Raw genomic sequence first — 19,994 nt, forward strand, 5'->3', positions numbered from 1 at the left:
CGTCACCCTGCAGCGCAGCCTGCTGCCCCGGGGCGTACCGGAGCAGTCCGCCGTCGAGGTCGCGCACCGCTATCTGCCTGCCCAGGCCGGTGTGGGTGGTGACTGGTTCGATGTCATCCCGCTGCCCGGCACCCGGGTGGCCCTGGTGGTCGGCGACGTCGTCGGCCACGGTCTCCACGCAGCCGCCACCATGGGCCGCCTGCGCACCGCCGTGTACAACTTCTCCACCCTCGACCTGCCTCCGGACGAACTCCTGAGCCACCTGGACGAGCTGGTCGCCCACATCGACACCGACGAGCAGGAGTGGCAGGGGATCACCGGAGCCACCTGCCTGTGCGCCGTCTACGATCCCGTCACGGGGCAGGTGACGGCCGCCACCGCCGGGCATCCGGGTCCCGCTCTGGTCCGCCCCGACGGAACCGTGTCCTTCCCCGAGGTGCCCGTCTCCCCGCCGCTGGGCCTGGGCGAGGGCCTGCCCGTGGAGACCATGACGGTCACCCTGCCCGAAGGCTCCCGGCTGGCGCTCTTCACCGACGGGCTGATCGAGAGCCGCGACCGCGATCCGGACGCGGGCCTGGCAGCGCTGCGCGCCGCCCTGGCCGGGCCCGCCCGCACCCCGGAGGAGACCTGCACCGCGGTGATCGACGCGATGCTGTCCACCAGGCCCAGCGACGACGTCGCGCTGCTGGTCGCCCGCACCCGCCGACTGGACCCCGCGCGGATCGCCGAGTGGGACGTGCGGCCCGACCCCGCGGCGGTGTCCCCGGTGCGCAACGCCTGCGCCCGCCGACTGGCGGACTGGGGCCTGGAGGAGATCGCCTTCACCACGGAACTCATCCTCAGCGAGCTGATGACCAACGCCATCCGCTACGGCACCGAGCCCATCCGGGTGAGGCTGCTGTACGACCGCAGCCTGATCTGCGAGGTCTCCGACGGGTCCAGCACCTCCCCGCACCTGCGCCGGGCCGAGGCCACCGACGAGGGCGGCCGCGGTCTGTTCCTCGTCGCGCAGTTCGCCGAGCGCTGGGGCACCCGCTACACCGCCCGCGGCAAGATCATCTGGAGCGAGCAGGCCCTCCTCGACGGGGCCGCACCGCCCGCGATGGATCTCGGGGAGGCGCTCCTGGCCGGGTGGGACGACGAGGGGTTCTGAGAACGCGCCGGCACGGCAGCCGCAGGGAAGCCAGCGGACACCACCGTCCGGGACTGCGCCGCCGAGGCCGCCGAACGTACGCTGGCCTCGATCAGTACGCGTCCGCCCGTTATGGAGCCTTTGTGCCCACACCTCGTCTCCGGACAGCCTTCGTCGCCGCCTGCCTGGTCCTCGCGGCGCCCCTCGGCGCCTGCGGAGACAAGCCCGGCACCGCGCCCAGAGCACCCGCGGTGGCCACCTCCGCCGCGAACGCCGGCGGCATGGCGGCACTGACCACAGCGGCGAAGAAAGAGGGCTCGCTCAACACGATCGCCCTCCCGAGCGACTGGGCCAACTACGGCGCGGTGATCGACGGCTTCGAGAAGAAGTACGGGATCAAGGTCATCGTGGAGAACCCGGAAGGTACCAGCCAGGACGAGATCAACGCCCTGAAGGAGCACAGGGGCGGAGGCCGGGCCCCCGATGTGATCGACGTGGGGGACTCGTTCGCGCGGTCCGCGGCGCGGCAGGGCCTGCTCGCTCCGTACGAGGTCGCCGCGTACGACGAGATCCCCGAGGAACAGAAGGACGACCGGGCCCGCTGGTACAACAACTACGGCGGTTACGTCTCGATCGGCTGTGACGCCAAGCGCGTCAAGACCTGCCCCGCGACCTTCGCCGACCTGCGCAAGCCCGAGTACAAGGGCAAGGTCGCGCTCAACGGCGACCCCACCAAGTCCAACTCCGCCTTCGCCGCGGTCTACGCGGCGGCCCTGGCGAACGGGGGTTCCTTCGACGACATCCAGCCCGGCATCGACTTCTTCGCCGAGCTCAGCGAGAACGGCAACTTCATCCCGGTCGAATCCACCCCGGCCACGATCGCGAAGGGCCGGACCCCGATCAGCATCGACTGGGACTTCCTCAACCTCGGATACGCCGACGAGTTCCGCGAGAAAGGCACGGACGTCGACTGGCGGACCGCCATCCCCTTCGACGGCAGCTTCGCCCAGTACTACGCGAGCGGGGTGAACAAAGACGCTCCGCACCCCGCGGCGGCACGTCTGTGGCAGGAGTACGTCTTCAGCCCGGAGGGCCAGAACCTCCGGCTCGGCGACTATGCACGCCCCGTCCTCATGGACGCCATGGAGAAGGACGGCACCCTCGACAAGACCGCCGCGGAGAAACTGCCGACGGTCGAGGGCACGCCGACGTTTCCGACGGAGGCGCAGACGGAGAAGGCGAAAGAGACCGTCAACCGCGGTTGGGCCGAGGCCGTCTCGGGCTGAGGGCCAAGAGCGCTCCTGGCCAGGCACGCACACGCCCGTCCGGGCCTCACACCGGTGGCCACGGAACTCGCGGCCGCTGTCCGGCCCGGCTACAGGCCGTGCCCACCGTTCGACGATCGGATCGAGGAGCTCGGCGAGACGGTCCCCGACCGCCTCACGGTGGTGAAGGGCGTCCTGTGTCGACTCAGCGCCCGGCCGCACGCCCCGGTCCGCGAAGGCATGGAGCATGCGCAGGACCACCCGTACAGCACCACGGTACGCCGCGACGCTCATCGAACTGCCGCCCGCCCGAAGCCCCTCGGCAGCATGGAACTCGCGAGCGACGGCTTCCCGCCCGGCGGCCTCGCGAGCCGGAGACGCGGTAGGAAACCGACCCCGGCCGGCGGCGCACGGGCCCCCTCGGCGAGGGCCGCGTGCCGTCCGGTCGCCGACATGACGAGCGTGCGCCCTCCGCACCCGCGCGAGGCCATGGTCTGGGCGACGGTGGAGCCCGAGGGCGCGCCGACCGGCGCCACACCCGGCAGTCCGACCCCGACCAGCCACGAGGAGGAGGCCGCCCGGGCGGGGAGGGCCGAACCCAAGCGGGCCATGACCGACCGCACCGCTTTCACCGTGGTCTCCCGCCGTGGCTGGACCCACCGGTTCAGCCTGCGGCCCCTCGCCCCCACCCGGGCCGGCGACGGGTCCGTCAGCTACGTGCTGACCGGTGCTCCGGCGTCGGACGGCAGGTACAGGACCTGGTCGGTGGGGTGCCCGGGGCAGTCTCACCGGTGATCCGCGCCCCTCCGCCGAGGCGGCGTCAGCCCCGTTGGCTCGTGGCGGCGGACGCCACGGACGCCACGGTCGCGGGGTCCTCGCCGGTGAGTTCCGCGATGCGGTGCGGGGCGATTCCCGCCGCCACGGCCCGGGCGAGGAGCGCGTCACGGTCACCGGCGCAGTCGCGGTAGGCCAGCAGCTCCTCCTCCACCCGGGCGAGAGCGCCGGGCGCGAGCGCGTGGCGCAGTCGGAGCAGTTCATCGTCGCTCAGCGGCACGGGCAGTTTCTCCGCCCCTTCCGGGATGGCCGCCGTCTCCTCGGGCGGCAGCAGCCGGAGCGCGCCCGAGGCGGCCGTGACTCCCTGTGCGTTCAGCCAGGCCCGTACCGCCGGGGTCTCGAGGCACTCCAGGTCCCCCACGACGGCGACCGGCGCGCCCGGCGGGGTGACCGGGCCGTCCACGAGAAACAGGTAGGCGTCGTCAGTCATGTTCTCTCCTCGGCGCACACGATGGTCCTGTGCCGCCCCGCCTACCCCCTCCGGCGCCGGCCATCACCGTCCTCGTGCGGGAACTCAGTGCAACCGGGTGGTGGAGAGCCGCACCTCGTAGATCCGGACGCCCTGCCGGGTGCGGTCGTCGCCGACGGAGAAGTGGACGGTCGAGCCGCCCCGGACCGAGTCCTCGATGTCGGGGGCGGCCCGCTGGGATCCGCCGCGTTCTGCGCCGATGAGATGCGGACGCCGTCCCCTCCGGGCAGAGTGGGGAAGGACCTGTTCGTACCGAGGTGGTCCCCCTGTGGTCCCGCGTGCTGGAGACGGGACGGAGTGATGCGAGGATTGTCGTGACGTCGGAGTGATCGATGTTCCGCAGACGGCCGGCCGACAACAGCGAGGACCTTCTGGTCCGGCTCGGGTCGCTGACCGCCAGGGCGCGGGAGCTGGCCGAGACGCAGCGTTCCCGTGTCGAGCTCGCCGTGGCCCTGCAGCGCGACATGCTGCCCTCGGACCTGCCCGGTTTTCCGGGCGCCCGGCTGGCCGTCCGCTATGAGCCCGCCAACCACGGGCTCAACGTCGGCGGTGACTGGTACGACGCCTTCTCCCTGCCCGGCGGGCAGATCGGCATGTCCATCGGTGACGTGCAGGGGCACAACATCGAGGCCGCCGCCTTCATGGGACAGGTCCGCGTGGCACTGCGCGCGCTGGCCTCCGTCACCGGAGACCCGGGAGAGCTGCTCGGTCGCACCAACGACCTGCTGATCTCTCTGGGCGCCGACCTCTTCGCCACCTGCACCTTCCTGCGGCTCGACCCCGCTGCCGGCACCCTGGAGTGCGCCCGGGCCGGTCACATCCCCCACATCTGGGCCACCGCCGACGGCCGCTCCGGCATCGACGACAGCGAGGGCGGGCCTCCGCTCGGTGTGCTCCGCGACGTCGACTACCCGACCACGCGCCACCGGCTCACCGCCGACGGTGTCTTCGTCCTCCTGACCGACGGGGTGGTGGAGGGGCCTTCGCTCCACGTCGACGAGGGTCTGGACCGGGTGACGAGGCTCGCCGGGATCACCGCCGTCGCCGGGATGGACGTCGACGCGCTCGCCACCGCCGTCATGAAGCTGGCGGCCACGGTGGGGCACGAGGACGACGCGGCCGTCCTGGTCGTCGGCCACGACGGCGGTCCGGCCCGGTCGGCGGCCGAGGAGTGAGGGGAGGGGGCTCGCCTCGGGCCGGATCGGTCCTCGGGCCGGATCGGGCCCGTTCCGTACGACGGTGCCCGACACGCAGGGGTCCTTGCCCGGTCGCGGCGGCCCGGCCGGTGTCTGATGGCTGACGTGTTGGATACTCGGCAGTTCCGGCCCTCTACGGAGGCGGCTCTGACGTCGCTGGCCGTGGCGGTCTGCTACTACGCGGCCGGACGACTCGGCCTGCTGGGCAGCCTCGTCGTCGAAGGCGTGGTGGTCACCCCCATCTGGCCGCCCACCGGCGTCGCCGTCGCCGCCCTGCTGCTGCTCGGCGCGCGGGTCTGGCCCGGGATCGCCCTCGGCTCCTTCCTCGTCATCGCCTCCCTCACCACTCCGGGGCCCACCACGGTGGTCACCGTGGTGAGCAACACCGTCGCGCCGCTCTGCGCCTTCCTGCTGCTGAGACGGGCCGGCTTCCGGCGCGACATGGCGCGGCTGCGGGACGGACTCTCCCTGGTCTTCCTCGGCGGGTTCGGCGCCATGCTGATCAGCGCGACCGCGGGGGTCGGGCTGCAGGTGACGAAGGGCTCCCTGAACAAGAGCGAGTTCTGGCCCGCCTGGCTGGCCTGGTGGGTGGGCGACACGATGGGGGTGCTGCTCGTCGCCCCGCTCCTGCTCGTCCTCGCGGGGCCGGCCGGACGGTTCCGGGTGCGGCGCTGGAAGGAGGCGGCCTTTCTGGGGCTGACGACCCTGGTCCTCATGCCCATGGCCGTGCTCAGCCCGATGAGCATGCTGTTCCTCGTCTTCCCCCTGCTGATCTGGGCGGCGCTCCGCTTCCAGCTCGCCGGAAGCATGCTGTGCGCGCTCTTCGCCTCCGTGCTCGCCACCTTCGAGGCGACCTCCGGGCGGGGCGCGTTCCTCCACCTGACGGACGTCGAGATCATGGTCAAGCTCCAGGCGTTCAACGGTTCCGCCGCCCTGACCGCCCTGCTTCTCGCCTCCGTCGTCACCGAGCAGCGTGCGACCCGCCGGTCGGTGCGCCGCGCCTGCGAGGAACTGGCGGAGGTCCTGGAGCACCTCACGGCGGGCGAACTCTCGCCGGGTCCACCCGGCACCACCGAGAGCCGGGCAGCCCCACCCGGCGGGCACCGGGATCCGTGACACCCGGCAAGCACCGGGATCCGTGACACCCGGCAAGCACCGGGATCCGTGATCCCCGCGCCGGAGCCGGAGCCGGCGCGGGGATGCCGACGAACCGGGTCGCGGACGGTGCCGGGTGGCGGAAGCCCCCTCGGGGGTCTCGAAGCGAAGCCGCCGGGGGCGCTTCGCAGAACCGTCATTGCCCCTTAACGCCGGATCGTTGACCGGTCCCCTCGCGCTTGCGAGCATCGGGGCATGAGGTCGTCGAGCTGTCCCCCGCATCCCTAGGCCCTCGGTTGCCGGGGCCGCCGTGCCACCGTACGACCGCCTCCCGGACCGAGGAATCCCGATGCGACCAGCGCTCATCGCGACGCCGGGCGGAAAGCCCGCCGCCGACCAGCCCGACGCCGCCGCCGTCCTGCGGGCCATCCTGCGCGGAGGCCCGCTGGCCCGCACCGCGATCATCGGGGAGACGGGCCTGAGCGCGGCCGTCGTGTCACGGCACGCGGCCGAACTGCTCGCGATGGGACTGGTCTGGGAGCCGCCCGAGCCGCACCGGCCGCCCCGGCCCGGACGCCCCCGCATCCCTCTGGACATCGAGACCGCGCACCACGTCGCGGCGGGCGTGCACATCGCCGTCCCGCGGCTCACGTTCTCGCTCACCGACCTGCGCGGCAGCGTCATCGCGTACGAGCACGTGCCACGGCAGCCGCAGCACGGGGCGGTCCTCCAGGACGTCGCCGCACGACTGCCCGGCTTCCTGCGCAGACACCTCGGCGGGCGCTCCGTCCTCGGCCTCGGCGTGGCCACCGGCGGCTGGGTCGATCCCGACGCCGGGGTCCTGGTCGAGAACGCCGCGCTCGGCTGGCGCGACATCCCGCTGCGGCGCTCGCTGCAGCGCGCGGTGGGACTGCCGGTCCATGTGGAAGGCCACGCCCGGGCGCTGGCCCAGGCCGAGCTGCTGTTCGGCGCGAACCGCGGCGGCGACCTGGTGCACCTGTTCGTCGGCAACGCCGTGGACGCGGCGATCGCCACCGGCGGCGTCCTGCTGCAGGGCCGGCGGTACGGCGCCGGCGGCATCGCCCACCTGCCCGTACCGGGGTCGGCGGAGCCGTGCCCCTGCGGCCGCACCGGCTGCCTCCAGGTCACCGTCTCCGACCGTGCCGTCGCGCGGCGCGCCGTCGCCGAGGGCGTCATCCCGCACCCCGATCTGCGGCTGCTCGTGCGTGCCGCCCGCGCGGGCGACGTCCGGGCGCTCGACCTGTGCCGCACCCGCCTGCGGCTGATCGCGCACGCGGTGCGGCCGCTGCTCGACCTGATCCGCCCGGACGACCTGGTGCTGACCGAGTTCGCCACCCTCCGTCTGCCCCGGCTGCTCGACGAGCTGACCCGCGAGCTGACGAGCGGCGGCGACCAGGTGCGGACCGGCTCCTTCGGCGCGGACACGCTCGCGGTGGCGGCGACCGCGCCGGTGCTCGCGGCCGTCTACCAGGACCCGTTGGGGCTGCGTACCAGCGGCGGCGCCCGATGAGCGGGGCGGGGCGGGGTGGGTTTCTTCCGCGCCGCCAGAAAATATTGCCCGTACCGGCACGGGAGCAGCACACTCTTCCCATGGACGCACAGCAGAGGGCCACGATCCGGGCAGCCGCAGACCGGCACCCCGTGAACGCCTTCCGCGCGCACCACTTCGCCGGACTGGGCTGTCGCGCCCGCTGACCGGCTCTCCGCCGGCGCGCGCCGCCGCGCCGGGGCACTGGGTACTGATCCCGGCGTACGCCTCCGCCGGACTCCGGCCTGAATCAGGGACGTTCACCGGCTGAAGCACGGCCGGAGCGCAGCGGAGCACCGACTGGAGCACTCCCTGGGGCACCAGGCCGGTGCTCCGGCCGAAGCACGGCTGAGCACCGCCCGGAGCTCTGGCCGAAGTACCGGCCGGAGCACCGGCGCCGGCCCCTTTCCCGGCTTCGCCGCGCACCGGACACCGGCCGGGCGCCCTTCACACCCGTGCGCCCGCGCCCGGCAGGTGGCCCCACGGGCCCCGACGCCGGCCCGGTACGCCCGGTCGCCTTCCTCACCCGCCCTCATTCGTCATGCCCGAAAGGACTCGCCCCATGAGCACGCTCACCGTCCGTCCCGTCGCCGGTCACATCGGCGCCGACATCGACGGCGTGGACCTCGCCGGCCCGCTGGCCGTCGAGACCGTCGACGAGATCAAGCAGGCCCTCCACCGTCACAAGGTCGTCTTCTTCCGGGGGCAGCGGCTCGACCACGCCGCGCAGATCGCCTTCGCCCGCCACTTCGGCGAGCTCACCTACGCCCACCCGCACGACGACGCCCCGCCGGAGGACCACCCGGAGATCTTCACCATCGACCCGCGCCGCTTCGAGGAGCGCTACGGGGAGAACTTCCGGGCGGAGTACCGCAAGCGCCAGTACAGCTACTTCGACGGCTGGCACACCGACGTCACCGCCGCGGTGAACCCGCCCGCCGGGTCCATCCTGCGCGCCGAGACGGTCCCGGAGTTCGGCGGCGACACGCAGTGGACCAACCTCGTCGCCGCGTACGAGGGGCTGTCCGCCCCCGTCAGGGCGTTCGTGGACACGCTGCGCGCCGAGCACCGGTACGGCGGCGGCCGGCCGGTCGGCGAGGACGGCGCGTACGCCCGCCGGGTCAACGACAACCTGCTCGTGTCCGTGCACCCCGTGGTGCGGGTGCACCCGGAGACCGGGGAGCGCGCGCTGTTCGTCAACCCCGGGTTCACCAGCCACATCGTGGGCGTCACCGCCGCGGAGAGCCGACGGATCCTGGACCTGCTGTACGCCGAGATCACCCGGCCCGAGTACACGGTGCGCTTCCGCTGGGAGCCGGGGCACGTGGCGTTCTGGGACAACCGGGCCACCGCGCACCTCGCCCCGCGCGACCTGGAGCACCTCGACGTCGAGCGCCGGCTGCACCGGGTCACGCTGATCGGCGAGGTCCCCGTCGGACCGGACGGACACCCGTCCGAGTCGGTCGCCGGGCGGCCGTTCACCGCCGACCACCGGGTCGTCGCCGCCTCCTGACACCCGAGCGGGGCCACCGACGTCGGCGGCCCCGCCACCCCCTCGGCCCGTCTCCTCGGTCCCCCTCTCGGTCTGTCTCCTCGGTCCCCCCTCGCTCGGCCCTTCGAGCCACCCCGCCGGCCCCCGCCGGCCCTCCGCTCCCGGTCGCGTCCCTCCTCCCCCGGCCGATCCCTCGCCGGCACGTGAAAGGCCCCGTATCGCCATGTCCCTGCACACCTCAAGACCCCTGAACCGCCGGGGATTCCTCGCCCTGGGCGGCGGCGCGCTGCTGGCACTCGCGGGCTGCGCCTCCCCCGACCAGCCCGGCTCCACGCAGCTCGGCGCGCTGCCGACCGTCGCGCCCGACAAGAAGACCACCCTCCGGCTCGGAACGGCCACGACGCAGGCACAGCTCGCCGCCGAACCCTCGCTCGGTCCGCTGCCGTTCTCCGTCGAGTGGGTCCGGCTCAACGGCGGCCCCGAGACCATCCAGGGCTTCCGCGCGGGCGCGGTCGACCTGGCGAGCAACGCCGGGATGCCGCCGATCCAGGCGCACGACATCGGCTTCGACGCCAAGATCGTCGCCGTCGCGCACAACACCGCGGTCACCTACATCCCCACCACCCGGCCGGGCAGCGACATCCGGACGGCGAAGGACGTCGTCGGCAAGCGGATCGCCTTCTCCCAGGGCCAGGCGCAGGGCGTGACGATCCTCAAGTGGCTGAACGGGAACGGCATCTCCCACAAGGACGTGACCCTGGTGCCGCTGCCCAGCGCCCAGTTCCTGACCGCCCTCCAGGGCAACCAGGTCGACCTCGCCCCGCTGACCGAGCCGTCGTTGACGAAGTACCTGAAGCAGTACGCGAAGGACGGCGCGCGCACCCTGCCCACCGACGTCCAGGACCTCCTGAGCCTGCTGTGGGCGCCCACGGCGGTGCTCGCCGACGAACGCAAGGCGGCGGCGATCCGGGCGTTCATCCCGATCTGGGTCCGGGGCAACAACTGGTCCTGGGAGAACCCCGAGCAGTGGGTCGAGTCGTACTACGTCAAGGATCAGGGCGTCACCCGCGAGGACGGCGAACGGATCGTCAAGGCCCGGAGCAAGCCGCTGTATCCCACGAACTGGGACTCCTCGATCGCCTGGGAGCAGTCGATCGCCGATCTCATGTCCGGCGCCGGCTTCGTGAAGAAGTTCGACGTCAGCGTGCTGTTCGACCGGCGGTTCGAGAAGGTCGCGGCGGAGGCCGCGCCCGCCGCGTACCGAGGACAGGCCTGAGATGGGCGAACACCTCTGGTACATCCCGAACACCGTCGAGCCCGGGCATCGCGGCGACGACACCGTCGAGGGCCGGGGCACGCTGGACCACTCGACGGAGCTGGCCCGCGCCGTCGAGGACCACGGCTGGGCCGGGGCGCTCCTCGGCACCGGCTGGGGCCGTCCGGACACCTTCACCGTCGCGGCCTCCCTCGCCGCCCGTACGACGACGTTCAAGCCGCTCATCGCCATCCGGCCCGGCTACTGGCACCCGGCGAACTTCGCCTCCGCCGCGGCCACCCTCGACCGGCTCAGCGAAGGCAGGGTCCTGGTCAACGTCGTCAGCGGCCTCGACGACGCCGCGTCCTACGGCGACGGCGAGTTCGACCCCGCCCGCCGCTACGAACGCACCCTGGAGTTCCTCCGGCTGGTGCGCCGCTTGTGGAACGACGAGGAGGTGACGTTCCGGGGAGAGCACTACCGGGTGGAGAACTCCAGGGTCCGGCCGCGTCCCTGGCGCGCCGAGGAGGGCCGGCACCCCCGGCTGTACTTCGGCGGCGCGAGCCCGGCCGCCGAGCGGGTCGCCGCGCAGGAGGCCGACGTCCAGCTGTTCTGGGGCGAGCCGCTGGACGGCGTCGCCGAACGCGTCGACCGGCTGCGGACGCTGTCCGACGAGGTCGGGCGCGGACACCGGCCGCTGGAGTTCGGGCTGCGCGTGACGACCCTCGTGCGGGACACAGCCGAAGAGGCGTGGCGCGCGGCGGAGGAGAAGGTCGCCCGCATGGCGCGGCAGGACCCGCGCGCCCGGGAGGCGTTCCGGCGCGGCACGGCCGTCGGCCAGCGGCGGCTGCTCGACCTGGCGGACCGGGGCGACGTCCTGGACAGCTGCCTCTACACGGCCCCCGGCCGCTACGGAGGCGGCGGCGCCGGTACGACCTGGCTGGTCGGCTCCGCGCGGGAGGTCGCCGACGCGCTGCACCGGTACCGCGAGCTCGGCGTGACCCACTTCGTGCTGTCGGACACCCCGTACCGGCAGGAGATCGCCCGCGTCGGCGACGCCCTGCTCCCGCTCCTGGCGGAACCGGCCGCGTCCCCCGCCGGATCAGCCCCGCGGCGGCTGTCCGCCGCCCGCTCCTCGGAGGCCCCCGCATGACCGCCGTCCTGCACGACACCACCTCCCTGCGCGCCGTGTACGGCGCGTTCCCCACCGGCGTCACGGCGATCGCCGCCCTGGTCGACGGCGAGCCGGTCGGGCTGGCCGCCAGCTCGTTCACGACCGTGTCCCTCGCGCCGCCGCTGGTCTCCGTCTGCGTGGCGCACACCTCCGGCACCTGGCCGGTGCTGCGCCGCGCCGGCCGCCTGGGCGTCAGCGTGCTCGGCGCGGACCAGGGGGCGCTGTGCCGGCGGCTCGCCGGTCCGGCCGGCGGGCGTTTCGCCGGGACCTCGTGGCAGGCGGACGAGGACGGCGCGGTGCTGCTGGACGGCGCCGCCGCCTGGTTCACCTGCTCGGTCGACGACGAGATCCGGGCCGGTGACCACGACATCGTCGTCCTGCGCGTCCACGACCTGCGCCTCGACCGGGACGTGGACCCCCTCGTCTTCCACGCCAGTTCGTTCCGCTCCCTCCTCCCCCGACCTCCGGAGCCTCGATGAACCTCGACCTGACCTCCCGAACGGGCGGTGGCACGGCCACCGTGACCGGCGGGCCGGAGAAGGCACCGCCGTCCTCGGCGCCCCCGGCCTCCACACCGCCGGCGGACGCGACGACACCGGACACGGCGGCGGCCGCCGGTCTGGTGCCGGCGATCCAGCGCCGCCTCGGGCGCGGCAAGTCGGTCCCGTTCGGCCGGCTCCTCGGCCCGCTGCTGCTCGTCCTCGCCTGGTGGGGCGCCTCGGCGGCCGGCTGGCTGGACCCGCGCAAGCTGTCGTCGCCCGCCTCGGTCGTGACCTCCGCCCAGGAGCTGTGGATGAGCGGGCGTCTGCAGGAGAGCGTGCAGGCCTCGCTGTCGCGTGCGCTGCTCGGCCTGCTCATCGGCGTCGTGGCCGGCGTGGTGCTGGCGCTGGCGTCCGGGCTCTCCCGCATCGGTGACGCGGTCGTGGACGGCACGCTGCAGGTCAAGCGTTCGATCCCCAACCTGGCGCTGCTTCCGCTGCTGATCCTGTGGCTGGGCATCGGCGAGACGATGAAGGTGGTCGTCATCGCGCTCGGCGTGACGGTCGGCATCTACATCAACACCCATGCGGCGCTGGTCTCCATCGACGCCCGCTACGTCGAACTCGCCGAGGCACAGCGGCTGTCGCGCCGGCTGTTCCTGCGCAAGGTCGTGCTGCCGGCCGCGCTCCCGGGCTTCTTCACGGGGCTGCGGCTGGCGGTGACCGCGGCCTGGCTCGGTCTGATCGTGGTCGAGCAGATCAACGCCACCTCGGGCATCGGCCACATGATGTTCCAGGCCCAGCAGTACGCCCAGTCCGGGATCATCCTCGTCGGTCTGGTGCTGTACGGCACCTTCGGCTTCGCCTCCGACGCCCTCGTCCGCCTGGTGGAGGGGAGGGTGCTGTCGTGGCGACGTACGATCACCGCCTGAGCGACGGCGACCCGGTCGCCGAGGCGGTGGACTCCGCCGCCGTCCGCGTCAGCGGCCTCACCCGGTCCTTCGGTGACCGCCAGGTCCTCCGGAACGTCGATCTGACCCTCGCCCGCGGCGAGTTCACGGCGCTCCTCGGGCGCAGCGGCTCGGGCAAGAGCACCCTGCTGCGCGCGGTGGCGGGACTGGACCACACCACCGTCGGCACGGGCGAGATCCTGGTGCCGCGGCGGGTCTCGCTGGTCTTCCAGGACTCGCGGCTGCTGCCGTGGCTGAGGGTCCTCGACAACGTGGTGCTCGGCCTGCCCGGCGGCGACGCCAAGGAGCGCGGCCGTGCCGCCCTCGACGAAGTCAGCCTGGGCGGGCGGGTGTCGGCCTGGCCGCACGAGCTGTCCGGCGGCGAGCAGCAGCGGGCCGCGCTGGCCCGGTCGCTGGTGAGCGAGCCCGAACTGCTTCTCGCCGACGAGCCGTTCGGCGCCCTCGACGCGCTGACCCGCATCCGGATGCACCGGCTGCTGCGCCGACTGTACGAGCGGCACCGGCCGGCCGTGCTGCTGGTGACCCACGACGTGGACGAGGCGGTGGCCCTCGCCGACCGGGTGCTGGTCCTCGACGACGGCGGCTTCGTCCTGGACCTGCGCATCGACCTGCCCGCCGGACGCGACCCGGGCGACCCGCTGTTCCAGCGGCACCGCACCACCCTGCTGGGCGCCCTGGGCGCCCTCCCCGACGACCGTACGAAGGACACGAGGGAACCGTCATGAGCAAGCGCGCCGAGAAGCTCCATCTGAACGCCTTCCTGATGGGCGTCGGCCACCACGAGGCCGCCTGGCGGCTGCCGGAGTCGAACCCGTACGCCTCCTGGGACGTCGAGCACTACCGCAACCTCGCCCGGATCGCCGAACGGGGCAGACTGGACTCGCTGTTCCTCGCCGACAGCCCGGGACTGATGGGCGATCCCGCCCGCCGGCCCGGCGGGCGGCTGGAACCGACGGTGCTGCTGACGGCGCTCGCCGGGGTGACCGAGCACATCGGTCTGATCGCGACCGCCTCGACGTCGTACAACGAGCCGTACAACCTGGCCCGCCGGTTCGCCTCCCTCGACCACGTCTCCGGCGGGCGGGCCGGGTGGAACGTCGTCACGACCGCCGGAGCGGACGCGGCCCGCAACTTCGGCCTGGACGACGCGCCCCTGCACAAGGAGCGCTACGAGCGCGCCGACGAGTTCCTCGAGGTGTCCACCAGGCTGTGGGACAGCTGGACGGACGACGCGATCGTGGCCGACAAGGACGCCGGTGTCCACGCCGACTCCACGAAGGTCCGCAGCATCGATCACGCCGGGCGGTTCTTCCGGGTCGCCGGACCGCTGAACGTGCCCCGTTCGCCGCAGGGTCACCCGCTGCTCGTGCAGGCCGGTTCGTCGGAGGACGGCAAGGCGTTCGCGGCGCGGTGGGCGGAGGCGGTGTTCACCGCGCAGCAGACCCTCGAAGAGGCACAGGCGTTCTACGCCGACCTGAAGAAGCGGGCCGTGGCGCACGGCCGCGATCCGCAGGGCGTCAAGATCCTGCCCGGGATCGTGCCGGTCATCGGTGACACCGAGGCGGAGGCGGAGGAGCTGGACCGCGAGCTGGACCGGCTGATCAGCCCGGAGTTCGCCAAGCGGCAGCTCGCCCGGCTGTTCCGGATCGACCCGGACGCGCTGGACCTGGACGGACCGCTGCCGGACGACCTGCCGTCCGAGGACGAGATCGAGGGCGCCAAGAGCCGGTACACGCTGATCGTGGAGCTGGCCCGGCGGGACGAGTTGACCGTGCGTCAGCTGATCGGCCGGCTCGGCGGCGGCCGCGGGCACCGGACGTTCACCGGCACGCCGGTGCAGGTGGCCGACGCGATCGAGGAGTGGTTCGACGGCGGCGCCGCGGACGGGTTCAACATCATGCCGCCGGTCCTGCCGTCCGGTCTGGAGGCGTTCGTCGGCAAGGTGGTGCCGATCCTCCAGGAGCGCGGCAGGTTCCGCACCGAGTACACCGGCAGCACGCTGCGCGACCACTACGGACTGCCCCGCCCCGCGGACCCTCTCACGACCCCGCAGGCCCTCGGAGCGTCCGCGTGACGGTCGCACCTTGTCGCACCGCGGACCGTACGTCCCCGGCGTCGCCCGGACCGGCCGGCGCGGGCTGGGTGCGCCGGCTGGTCCGGTACTGCCTGGTCCACCGCTCCGACCTGGCCTGGGCGTACGGCGCCGCGCTCGTCGCCGCGGTGGCCACGGCCGTACTGCCGCTGGTCCTGCGCCACGTCGTGGACGGGGTGGCGTCCCCCTCGGCCGTGCTGACCCCCTGGGTGGTGCTGTTGCTCGGTCTCGGCGCGCTGCGGTTCGGGGCGAGCTTCATGCGCCGGTACCGCTCCGGCCGGGTGTCCCTCGGAGTGCAGTACGCGCTGCGCAACGACGCCTTCGCCGCGCTGCTGCGGCTCGGCGGCCGCCAGCAGGACGAACTGCACACGGGCCAGGTCGTCAGCCGGGCCGTCTCCGACGTGACGCTCGTCCAGATGCTGCTGCAGTTCCTGCCGAACATGTTCGGCAACGCGCTGATGTTCGCCCTCTCGGTGGCGCTGATGTTCGCGCTGTCGCCGCTGCTGACCCTGGTCGCCCTCGTCGTCGGCCCTGTGCTGTGGCTGATCGCGTACCGCAGCCGCCGCGACCTGTTCCCGGCCAACTGGCACGCGCAGCAGGAGGCGGCCGAGGTCGCGTCGACCGTGGAGGCGGCGGTCGCGGGCGTCCGCGTGGTCAAGGGGTTCGGGCAGGAGGAGCGTGAACTGGCGGAGCTGGAGCGGCGGTCGCGCGGGCTGTTCTCCTCGCGGTTCCGGGTCGCCCGGCTCACCAGCGGGTACAACCCGGCGCTGCAGGCCGTGCCGGTCCTCGGGCAGGTCGCCGTGCTCGCGCTGGGCGGCTGGCTGGCGCTGCGCGGCAGCGTCTCCCTGGGCACCTTCGTGGCGTTCAACGCCTATCTCGGCTCGTTCGTGACGCCCGTGCGCCAGGTGGCCATGCTGCTCACCGTCTGGCAGCAGGCACGCGCCGGGGTGGAGCGGGTGCTCGACATCGTCGACACGGCTCCCGGGATCACCGACGCCCCGGACGCCGTCGCCGTGCCGGACGGGGCGCCGGCCCTGGAGTGGGACGGTGTGGTGTTCGGCCATGACGCCACGGCCGCCCCGCTGCTCGACGGGTTCACCCTGAGGGTGGAGCCCGGGGAGACGCTGGCCCTGGTCGGTGCGGCCGGGTCGGGCAAGTCCACGGCGGCGGCGCTGCTGCCCCGGTTCTTCGACCCGGTCGCCGGGACGGTACGGGTCGGCGGCGTCGACGTCCGCGGACTGCGGCTCGCCGAACTGCGAGCCCGGATCGGCTTCGTCTTCGAGGAGCCGCATCTGCTGTCCGACACCATCGCGGCGAACATCGCCTACGGGCGTCCCGGCGCCGGACCGGCGGAGATCCGCCGCGCGGCGCGGCTGGCGCAGGCCGACGCGTTCGTCAGCGCCCTGCCGGACGGCTACGACACCGTGATCGGCGAACAGGGCCTCACCCTGTCCGGCGGGCAGCGCCAGCGCATCGCCCTGGCCCGGGCGATCCTGCCCGACCCCGCCGTCCTGGTGCTGGACGACGCGACCTCCGCCATCGACGCCCGGGTCGAGGCGGCCATCCACGCCGGCCTGCACCAAGTGGCACGGCAGCGCACCACGTTGGTCATCGCCCACCGGGCGTCCACCCTTGAACTGGCCGACCGAGTCGCCGTCCTGGACCACGGCCGGGTCGTCGACACCGGCACGCCCGACGAACTCCGGGAGCGCAGCGCGCTGTACCGGTCGCTGCTGTCTCCCGATGAGCAGCCCGGCGAACTCGGCGTGGACGAGGCGTCGGCCGCGGAGCCGCCGCGGCCGCGCGGTGTCACCGAGGAGCTGTGGCGCCCCGCCCCGGACGCTCCGTCGGCCGGTCCGGACGTCGGGGCGCGGGCCGCCGCCGCCTACGCGCAGGCCGCCGCGACTTCCGGGCCGGGCCGCGCGGGGCCGGGCGGAGGACTGCTCGGCGGCGCCCCGGCCGGCGAGGAACTCCGGGACCGACCGGCGGCGCTGCCGCGTGTGGACGTGGATCCGAAGGTCTCGCCCGAGCAGGCCCGCGCCTGGGACCCGGACTTCGGACTGCGCACGCTCGTACGGCCCTTCCGGCTGCCGCTGCTCGGCGGTCTTGCGCTGGTCGGCTCGGACGCGCTCGCGCAGCTCGCCGTACCGGTCCTGGTGCGGCACGGCGTCGACAGCGGCGTCGGCCGGTCCGCACCGGCGGTGCTGCTCGCGACCTCGGCCGTCGCGGCGGTGGTCGTGCTGCTCGGCTGGCTGGTGAACGTCGCCCAGGTGCGGGTGACCGGCCGCACCGGCGAGCGTCTGCTGCACACGCTGCGGGTGCGGACGTACGCCCAGTTGCAGCGGCTCGGTCTGGACTACTACGAGCGCGAGCAGGGCGGCCGGATCATGACCAGGATGACCACGGACGTGGACGCGCTGTCGGCGTTCCTGCAGACGGGTCTGGTGACCTTCGTGGTCTCCCTGCTGACGATGCTCGGTGTGCTCGTCGCCCTGCTCGTCATCGACGCGGGGCTCGCCGTCACCCTGCTCCTCGCCCTGCCGGTCCTCGTCGCCGCCACAGCGGTGTTCCGGGCGCGGTCGCTGCCCGCGTACCTCGACGCGCGGGAGCGGGTCAGCGCGGTCAACGCCTACCTCCAGGAGAACGTGGCCCTGATCCGGGTCACCCAGGCCTTCGGCCGCGAGGCGCGCAACGCCCGCGACTTCGCCCGCCTGGCCGGGGCGTTCCGCGACTCCAGGCTGCGGGCGCAGCGGCTGATGGCGACGTTCTTCCCGTTCGTCGAGTTCCTCGGCACGGCGGCGACCGCCGTGGTCCTGGCGATCGGCGCCGGGCAGGTGCGCGACGGCCGGCTCACCGCCGGTGTCCTGATCGCGTTCCTGCTCTACATCGAGCTGTTCTTCTCGCCGGTCCAGCAGCTGTCCCAGGCGTTCGACGGCTACCAGCAGGCGGTCGTGGGCCTGGGCAGGCTGCGCACGTTGATGCGCGAGCCGGTCGGCACGCCGGTCGCCGAGCGCCCGGTGCCGGTGCGCGAGCTGCGCGGCGAGATCGAGTTCGACCGGGTGTCGTTCGGCTACCGGGGCGGCGGGCGTGAGGTACTCCACGAGGTCAGCCTGCGGGTCGCCGCCGGCGAGACGGTGGCCCTGGTCGGGACGACCGGCGCGGGCAAGTCGACGATCGTCAAGCTCGTCGCCCGCTTCTACGACCCGACCGCCGGGACCGTACGGATCGACGGCACCGACCTGCGCGCCCTGGATCCGGCGGGGTACCGGCGCCGGCTCGGGGTCGTCCCGCAGGAGGCGTACCTGCTGGGCACGACCGTGCGGGACGCGATCGCGTACGGCCGTCCCGACGCCACCGACGCGGAGGTGGAGGCCGCGGCGCGGGCGGTCGGCGCGCACGCGATGGTGGCCGGACTGCCGCACGGCTATCTGACCGAGGTCGGCGAGCGCGGCCGGGGCCTGTCCGCGGGCCAGCGGCAGCTGCTGGCGCTGGCCCGGGCCGAACTCGTCGACCCGGACGTCCTGTTGCTCGACGAGGCCACCGCCTCGCTCGACCTGGCCGGCGAACGCCGGGTGACCGCCGCGACGGCGGCGCTCACCCGGCGGCGCACCACGCTCGTCGTGGCGCACCGGCTGACCACCGCCGCCCGCGCGGACCGGGTGATCGTGCTGCGGGACGGCACGGTCGCCGAGGCCGGCACGCACCACGAACTGCTCGCGGCGCACGGCCCGTACCGGAGGCTGTGGGACGCGTTCCGCGCCGCCGGCGGGGCGGCGAGCGTCGACCGGCTCGCGGAATCCGGGACGGCACCCGGACGGCGGCCCGTCTCCACGGCCACGGCCACCCCCGCGCCCGTTCCCACAACCGTCCCCACGCCCGTCCCTGCGGCTGTCCCCACGGAAGGAACGTCATGACCATCCCGTACCGGCCCTTCGGCCGCACCGGCGTGCAGACGAGCGCGCTCGCCCTCGGCGCGATGAACTTCGGCGCCCGGGGCAACCCGGACCACGAGGACGGGGTCCGCATCATCCACCGCGCCCTGGACGCCGGGATCAACATCGTCGACACGGCGGACGTGTACTCGCAGGGCGAGTCGGAGGTGATCGTCGGCAAGGCCCTCGCCGGTCGCCGGGACGACGTCTTCCTGGCCACCAAGTTCCACGGCCGCATGGGGGACGACGTCAACCGGTTCGGCAACTCGCGCCGGTGGATCCACCGTGCCGTCGAGGACAGCCTGCGGCGTCTCGGCACCGACCACATCGACCTCTACCAGGTGCACCGGCCGGAGGAGGACACGGACTTCGACGAGACGCTCGGCGCACTGACCGATCTGGTCCGCCAGGGCAAGGTCCGCTACCTCGGCACGTCCACGTTCCCGCCGTCGCGGATCGTCGAGGGGCAGTGGATCGCGGAGAGGCGGGGCCGTGAGCGGGTGGTGGCCGAGCAGCCGCCGTACTCGATCCTGGCGCGCGGCGTGGAGGCCGAGGTGCTGCCGGTGGCCCAGCGGTACGGCTTGGCGGTGATCCCCTGGAGCCCGCTGGCCGGCGGCTGGCTGACCGGCCGCTACCGGGCAGGCGGGCCGCAGCCGGATTCGAGCCGGGCGGGCCGCCAGCCGGGCCGCTTCGAGATCGGCAGCGCGGAGAACGCGGCCAAGCTGGAGGCGGTCGAGGCGCTCGCGGCCCTGGCCGAGCAGTCGGGCCTCACCCTGATCGAACTGGCCCTCGGCTTCGTCCTCGCCCACCCGGCAGTCACCGCCCCGATCATCGGCCCGCGCACCCTGGAGCAGCTGGAGTCCCAGCTCGGCGCGGCCGACAGGCCCCTGCCGGCGGACGTCCTGGACGAGATCGACAAGATCGTTCCCCCGGGCACCACCCTGTCGTCCCAGGACTCGGGTTACGCCCCGCCGTCCCTGCGCGAGCCGGCGATCCGCCGACGTCCCCTCGGCTGACGGGGACGGATCAGGGCGGGCCCGGCCCGCCGACGGCTCGCCG

Annotated in this window: 16 protein-coding genes; 15 read left to right on the forward strand and 1 reads right to left on the reverse strand. The window is 73.6% G+C overall.

Annotation, left to right across the window (positions count from 1 at the left end):
- The 3 genes from K7G60_RS07050 to K7G60_RS07060 all read left to right on the forward strand — a co-directional run.
- On the forward strand, window positions 1-1,153 hold a 1,153-nt coding region (locus tag K7G60_RS07050; RefSeq protein ID WP_225799927.1), incomplete at its 5' end, for an ATP-binding SpoIIE family protein phosphatase.
- A gap of 122 nt (window positions 1,154-1,275) precedes the next feature.
- Entirely contained in the window at window positions 1,276-2,418 is a 1,143-nt protein-coding gene (locus tag K7G60_RS07055) for an ABC transporter substrate-binding protein (RefSeq protein WP_225799928.1), read from the forward strand.
- 432 nt (window positions 2,419-2,850) lie between these two features.
- Entirely contained in the window at window positions 2,851-3,192 is a 342-nt protein-coding gene (locus tag K7G60_RS07060; protein ID WP_225799929.1) for a hypothetical protein, read from the forward strand.
- 25 nt (window positions 3,193-3,217) lie between these two features.
- Here K7G60_RS07060 and K7G60_RS07065 read toward each other — a convergent pair whose 3' ends face one another.
- Window positions 3,218-3,661, reverse strand: coding sequence for a DUF6003 family protein (locus K7G60_RS07065; protein ID WP_225799930.1), 444 nt, complete (start codon window positions 3,659-3,661; stop codon window positions 3,218-3,220).
- 371 nt (window positions 3,662-4,032) lie between these two features.
- On the opposite strand from K7G60_RS07065, the gene K7G60_RS07070 reads away from it, so the two are divergent.
- The 12 genes from K7G60_RS07070 (at window position 4,033) to K7G60_RS07125 (ending at window position 19,951) form a co-directional block, all read left to right on the forward strand.
- Window positions 4,033-4,875, forward strand: coding sequence for a PP2C family protein-serine/threonine phosphatase (locus tag K7G60_RS07070; protein WP_225799931.1), 843 nt, complete (start codon window positions 4,033-4,035; stop codon window positions 4,873-4,875).
- Between the two features lie 117 nt (window positions 4,876-4,992).
- Window positions 4,993-6,012 carry an MASE1 domain-containing protein gene (locus K7G60_RS07075; RefSeq protein WP_225799932.1) on the forward strand — a complete coding sequence of 340 codons (1,020 nt, stop codon included), beginning with the start codon at window positions 4,993-4,995 and terminating at the stop codon, window positions 6,010-6,012.
- Window positions 6,013-6,340: 328 nt separating this feature from the next.
- A complete protein-coding gene (locus tag K7G60_RS07080; RefSeq protein ID WP_225799933.1) occupies window positions 6,341-7,522 on the forward strand; it encodes an ROK family protein in 1,182 nt (393 codons plus the stop codon).
- A 580-nt stretch (window positions 7,523-8,102) separates the two neighbouring features.
- Window positions 8,103-9,053: a TauD/TfdA family dioxygenase gene (locus tag K7G60_RS07085; RefSeq protein WP_225799934.1), complete on the forward strand. Its 951-nt coding sequence runs from the start codon at window positions 8,103-8,105 to the stop codon at window positions 9,051-9,053.
- A 202-nt stretch (window positions 9,054-9,255) separates the two neighbouring features.
- Window positions 9,256-10,308, forward strand: coding sequence for an ABC transporter substrate-binding protein (locus K7G60_RS07090; protein ID WP_225799935.1), 1,053 nt, complete (start codon window positions 9,256-9,258; stop codon window positions 10,306-10,308).
- 1 nt (window position 10,309) lies between these two features.
- On the forward strand, window positions 10,310-11,440 hold the full coding sequence (locus K7G60_RS07095) for an LLM class flavin-dependent oxidoreductase (protein ID WP_225799936.1): 1,131 nt from the start codon (window positions 10,310-10,312) through the stop codon (window positions 11,438-11,440).
- Window positions 11,437-11,940, forward strand: a complete 504-nt coding sequence (locus K7G60_RS07100) for a flavin reductase family protein (protein ID WP_225799937.1) — start codon at window positions 11,437-11,439, stop codon at window positions 11,938-11,940. The genes K7G60_RS07095 and K7G60_RS07100 overlap by 4 nt, the downstream gene beginning before the upstream one ends.
- Window positions 11,937-12,872 carry an ABC transporter permease gene (locus K7G60_RS07105; RefSeq protein ID WP_225799938.1) on the forward strand — a complete coding sequence of 312 codons (936 nt, stop codon included), beginning with the start codon at window positions 11,937-11,939 and terminating at the stop codon, window positions 12,870-12,872. Before K7G60_RS07100 ends, K7G60_RS07105 begins: the two co-directional genes overlap by 4 nt.
- Entirely contained in the window at window positions 12,848-13,636 is a 789-nt protein-coding gene (locus K7G60_RS07110; protein ID WP_374115601.1) for an ABC transporter ATP-binding protein, read from the forward strand. The genes K7G60_RS07105 and K7G60_RS07110 overlap by 25 nt, the downstream gene beginning before the upstream one ends.
- Window positions 13,633-14,985 (forward strand): LLM class flavin-dependent oxidoreductase, encoded by a 1,353-nt coding sequence (locus K7G60_RS07115; RefSeq protein WP_225799939.1) that lies wholly within the window; start codon window positions 13,633-13,635, stop codon window positions 14,983-14,985. The genes K7G60_RS07110 and K7G60_RS07115 overlap by 4 nt, the downstream gene beginning before the upstream one ends.
- Window positions 14,982-18,917 (forward strand): ABC transporter ATP-binding protein, encoded by a 3,936-nt coding sequence (locus tag K7G60_RS07120; RefSeq protein WP_374115602.1) that lies wholly within the window; start codon window positions 14,982-14,984, stop codon window positions 18,915-18,917. Before K7G60_RS07115 ends, K7G60_RS07120 begins: the two co-directional genes overlap by 4 nt.
- The gene (locus K7G60_RS07125; RefSeq protein WP_225799940.1) at window positions 18,914-19,951 is read left to right on the forward strand and encodes an aldo/keto reductase; all 1,038 of its coding nucleotides are present in this window, start codon (window positions 18,914-18,916) and stop codon (window positions 19,949-19,951) included. Before K7G60_RS07120 ends, K7G60_RS07125 begins: the two co-directional genes overlap by 4 nt.
- Window positions 19,952-19,994: the final 43 nt, after the last annotated feature.

It is taken from the genome of Streptomyces sp. NK15101 (assembly GCF_020400725.1).
Classification (GTDB): Bacteria; Actinomycetota; Actinomycetes; order Streptomycetales; family Streptomycetaceae; genus Streptomyces.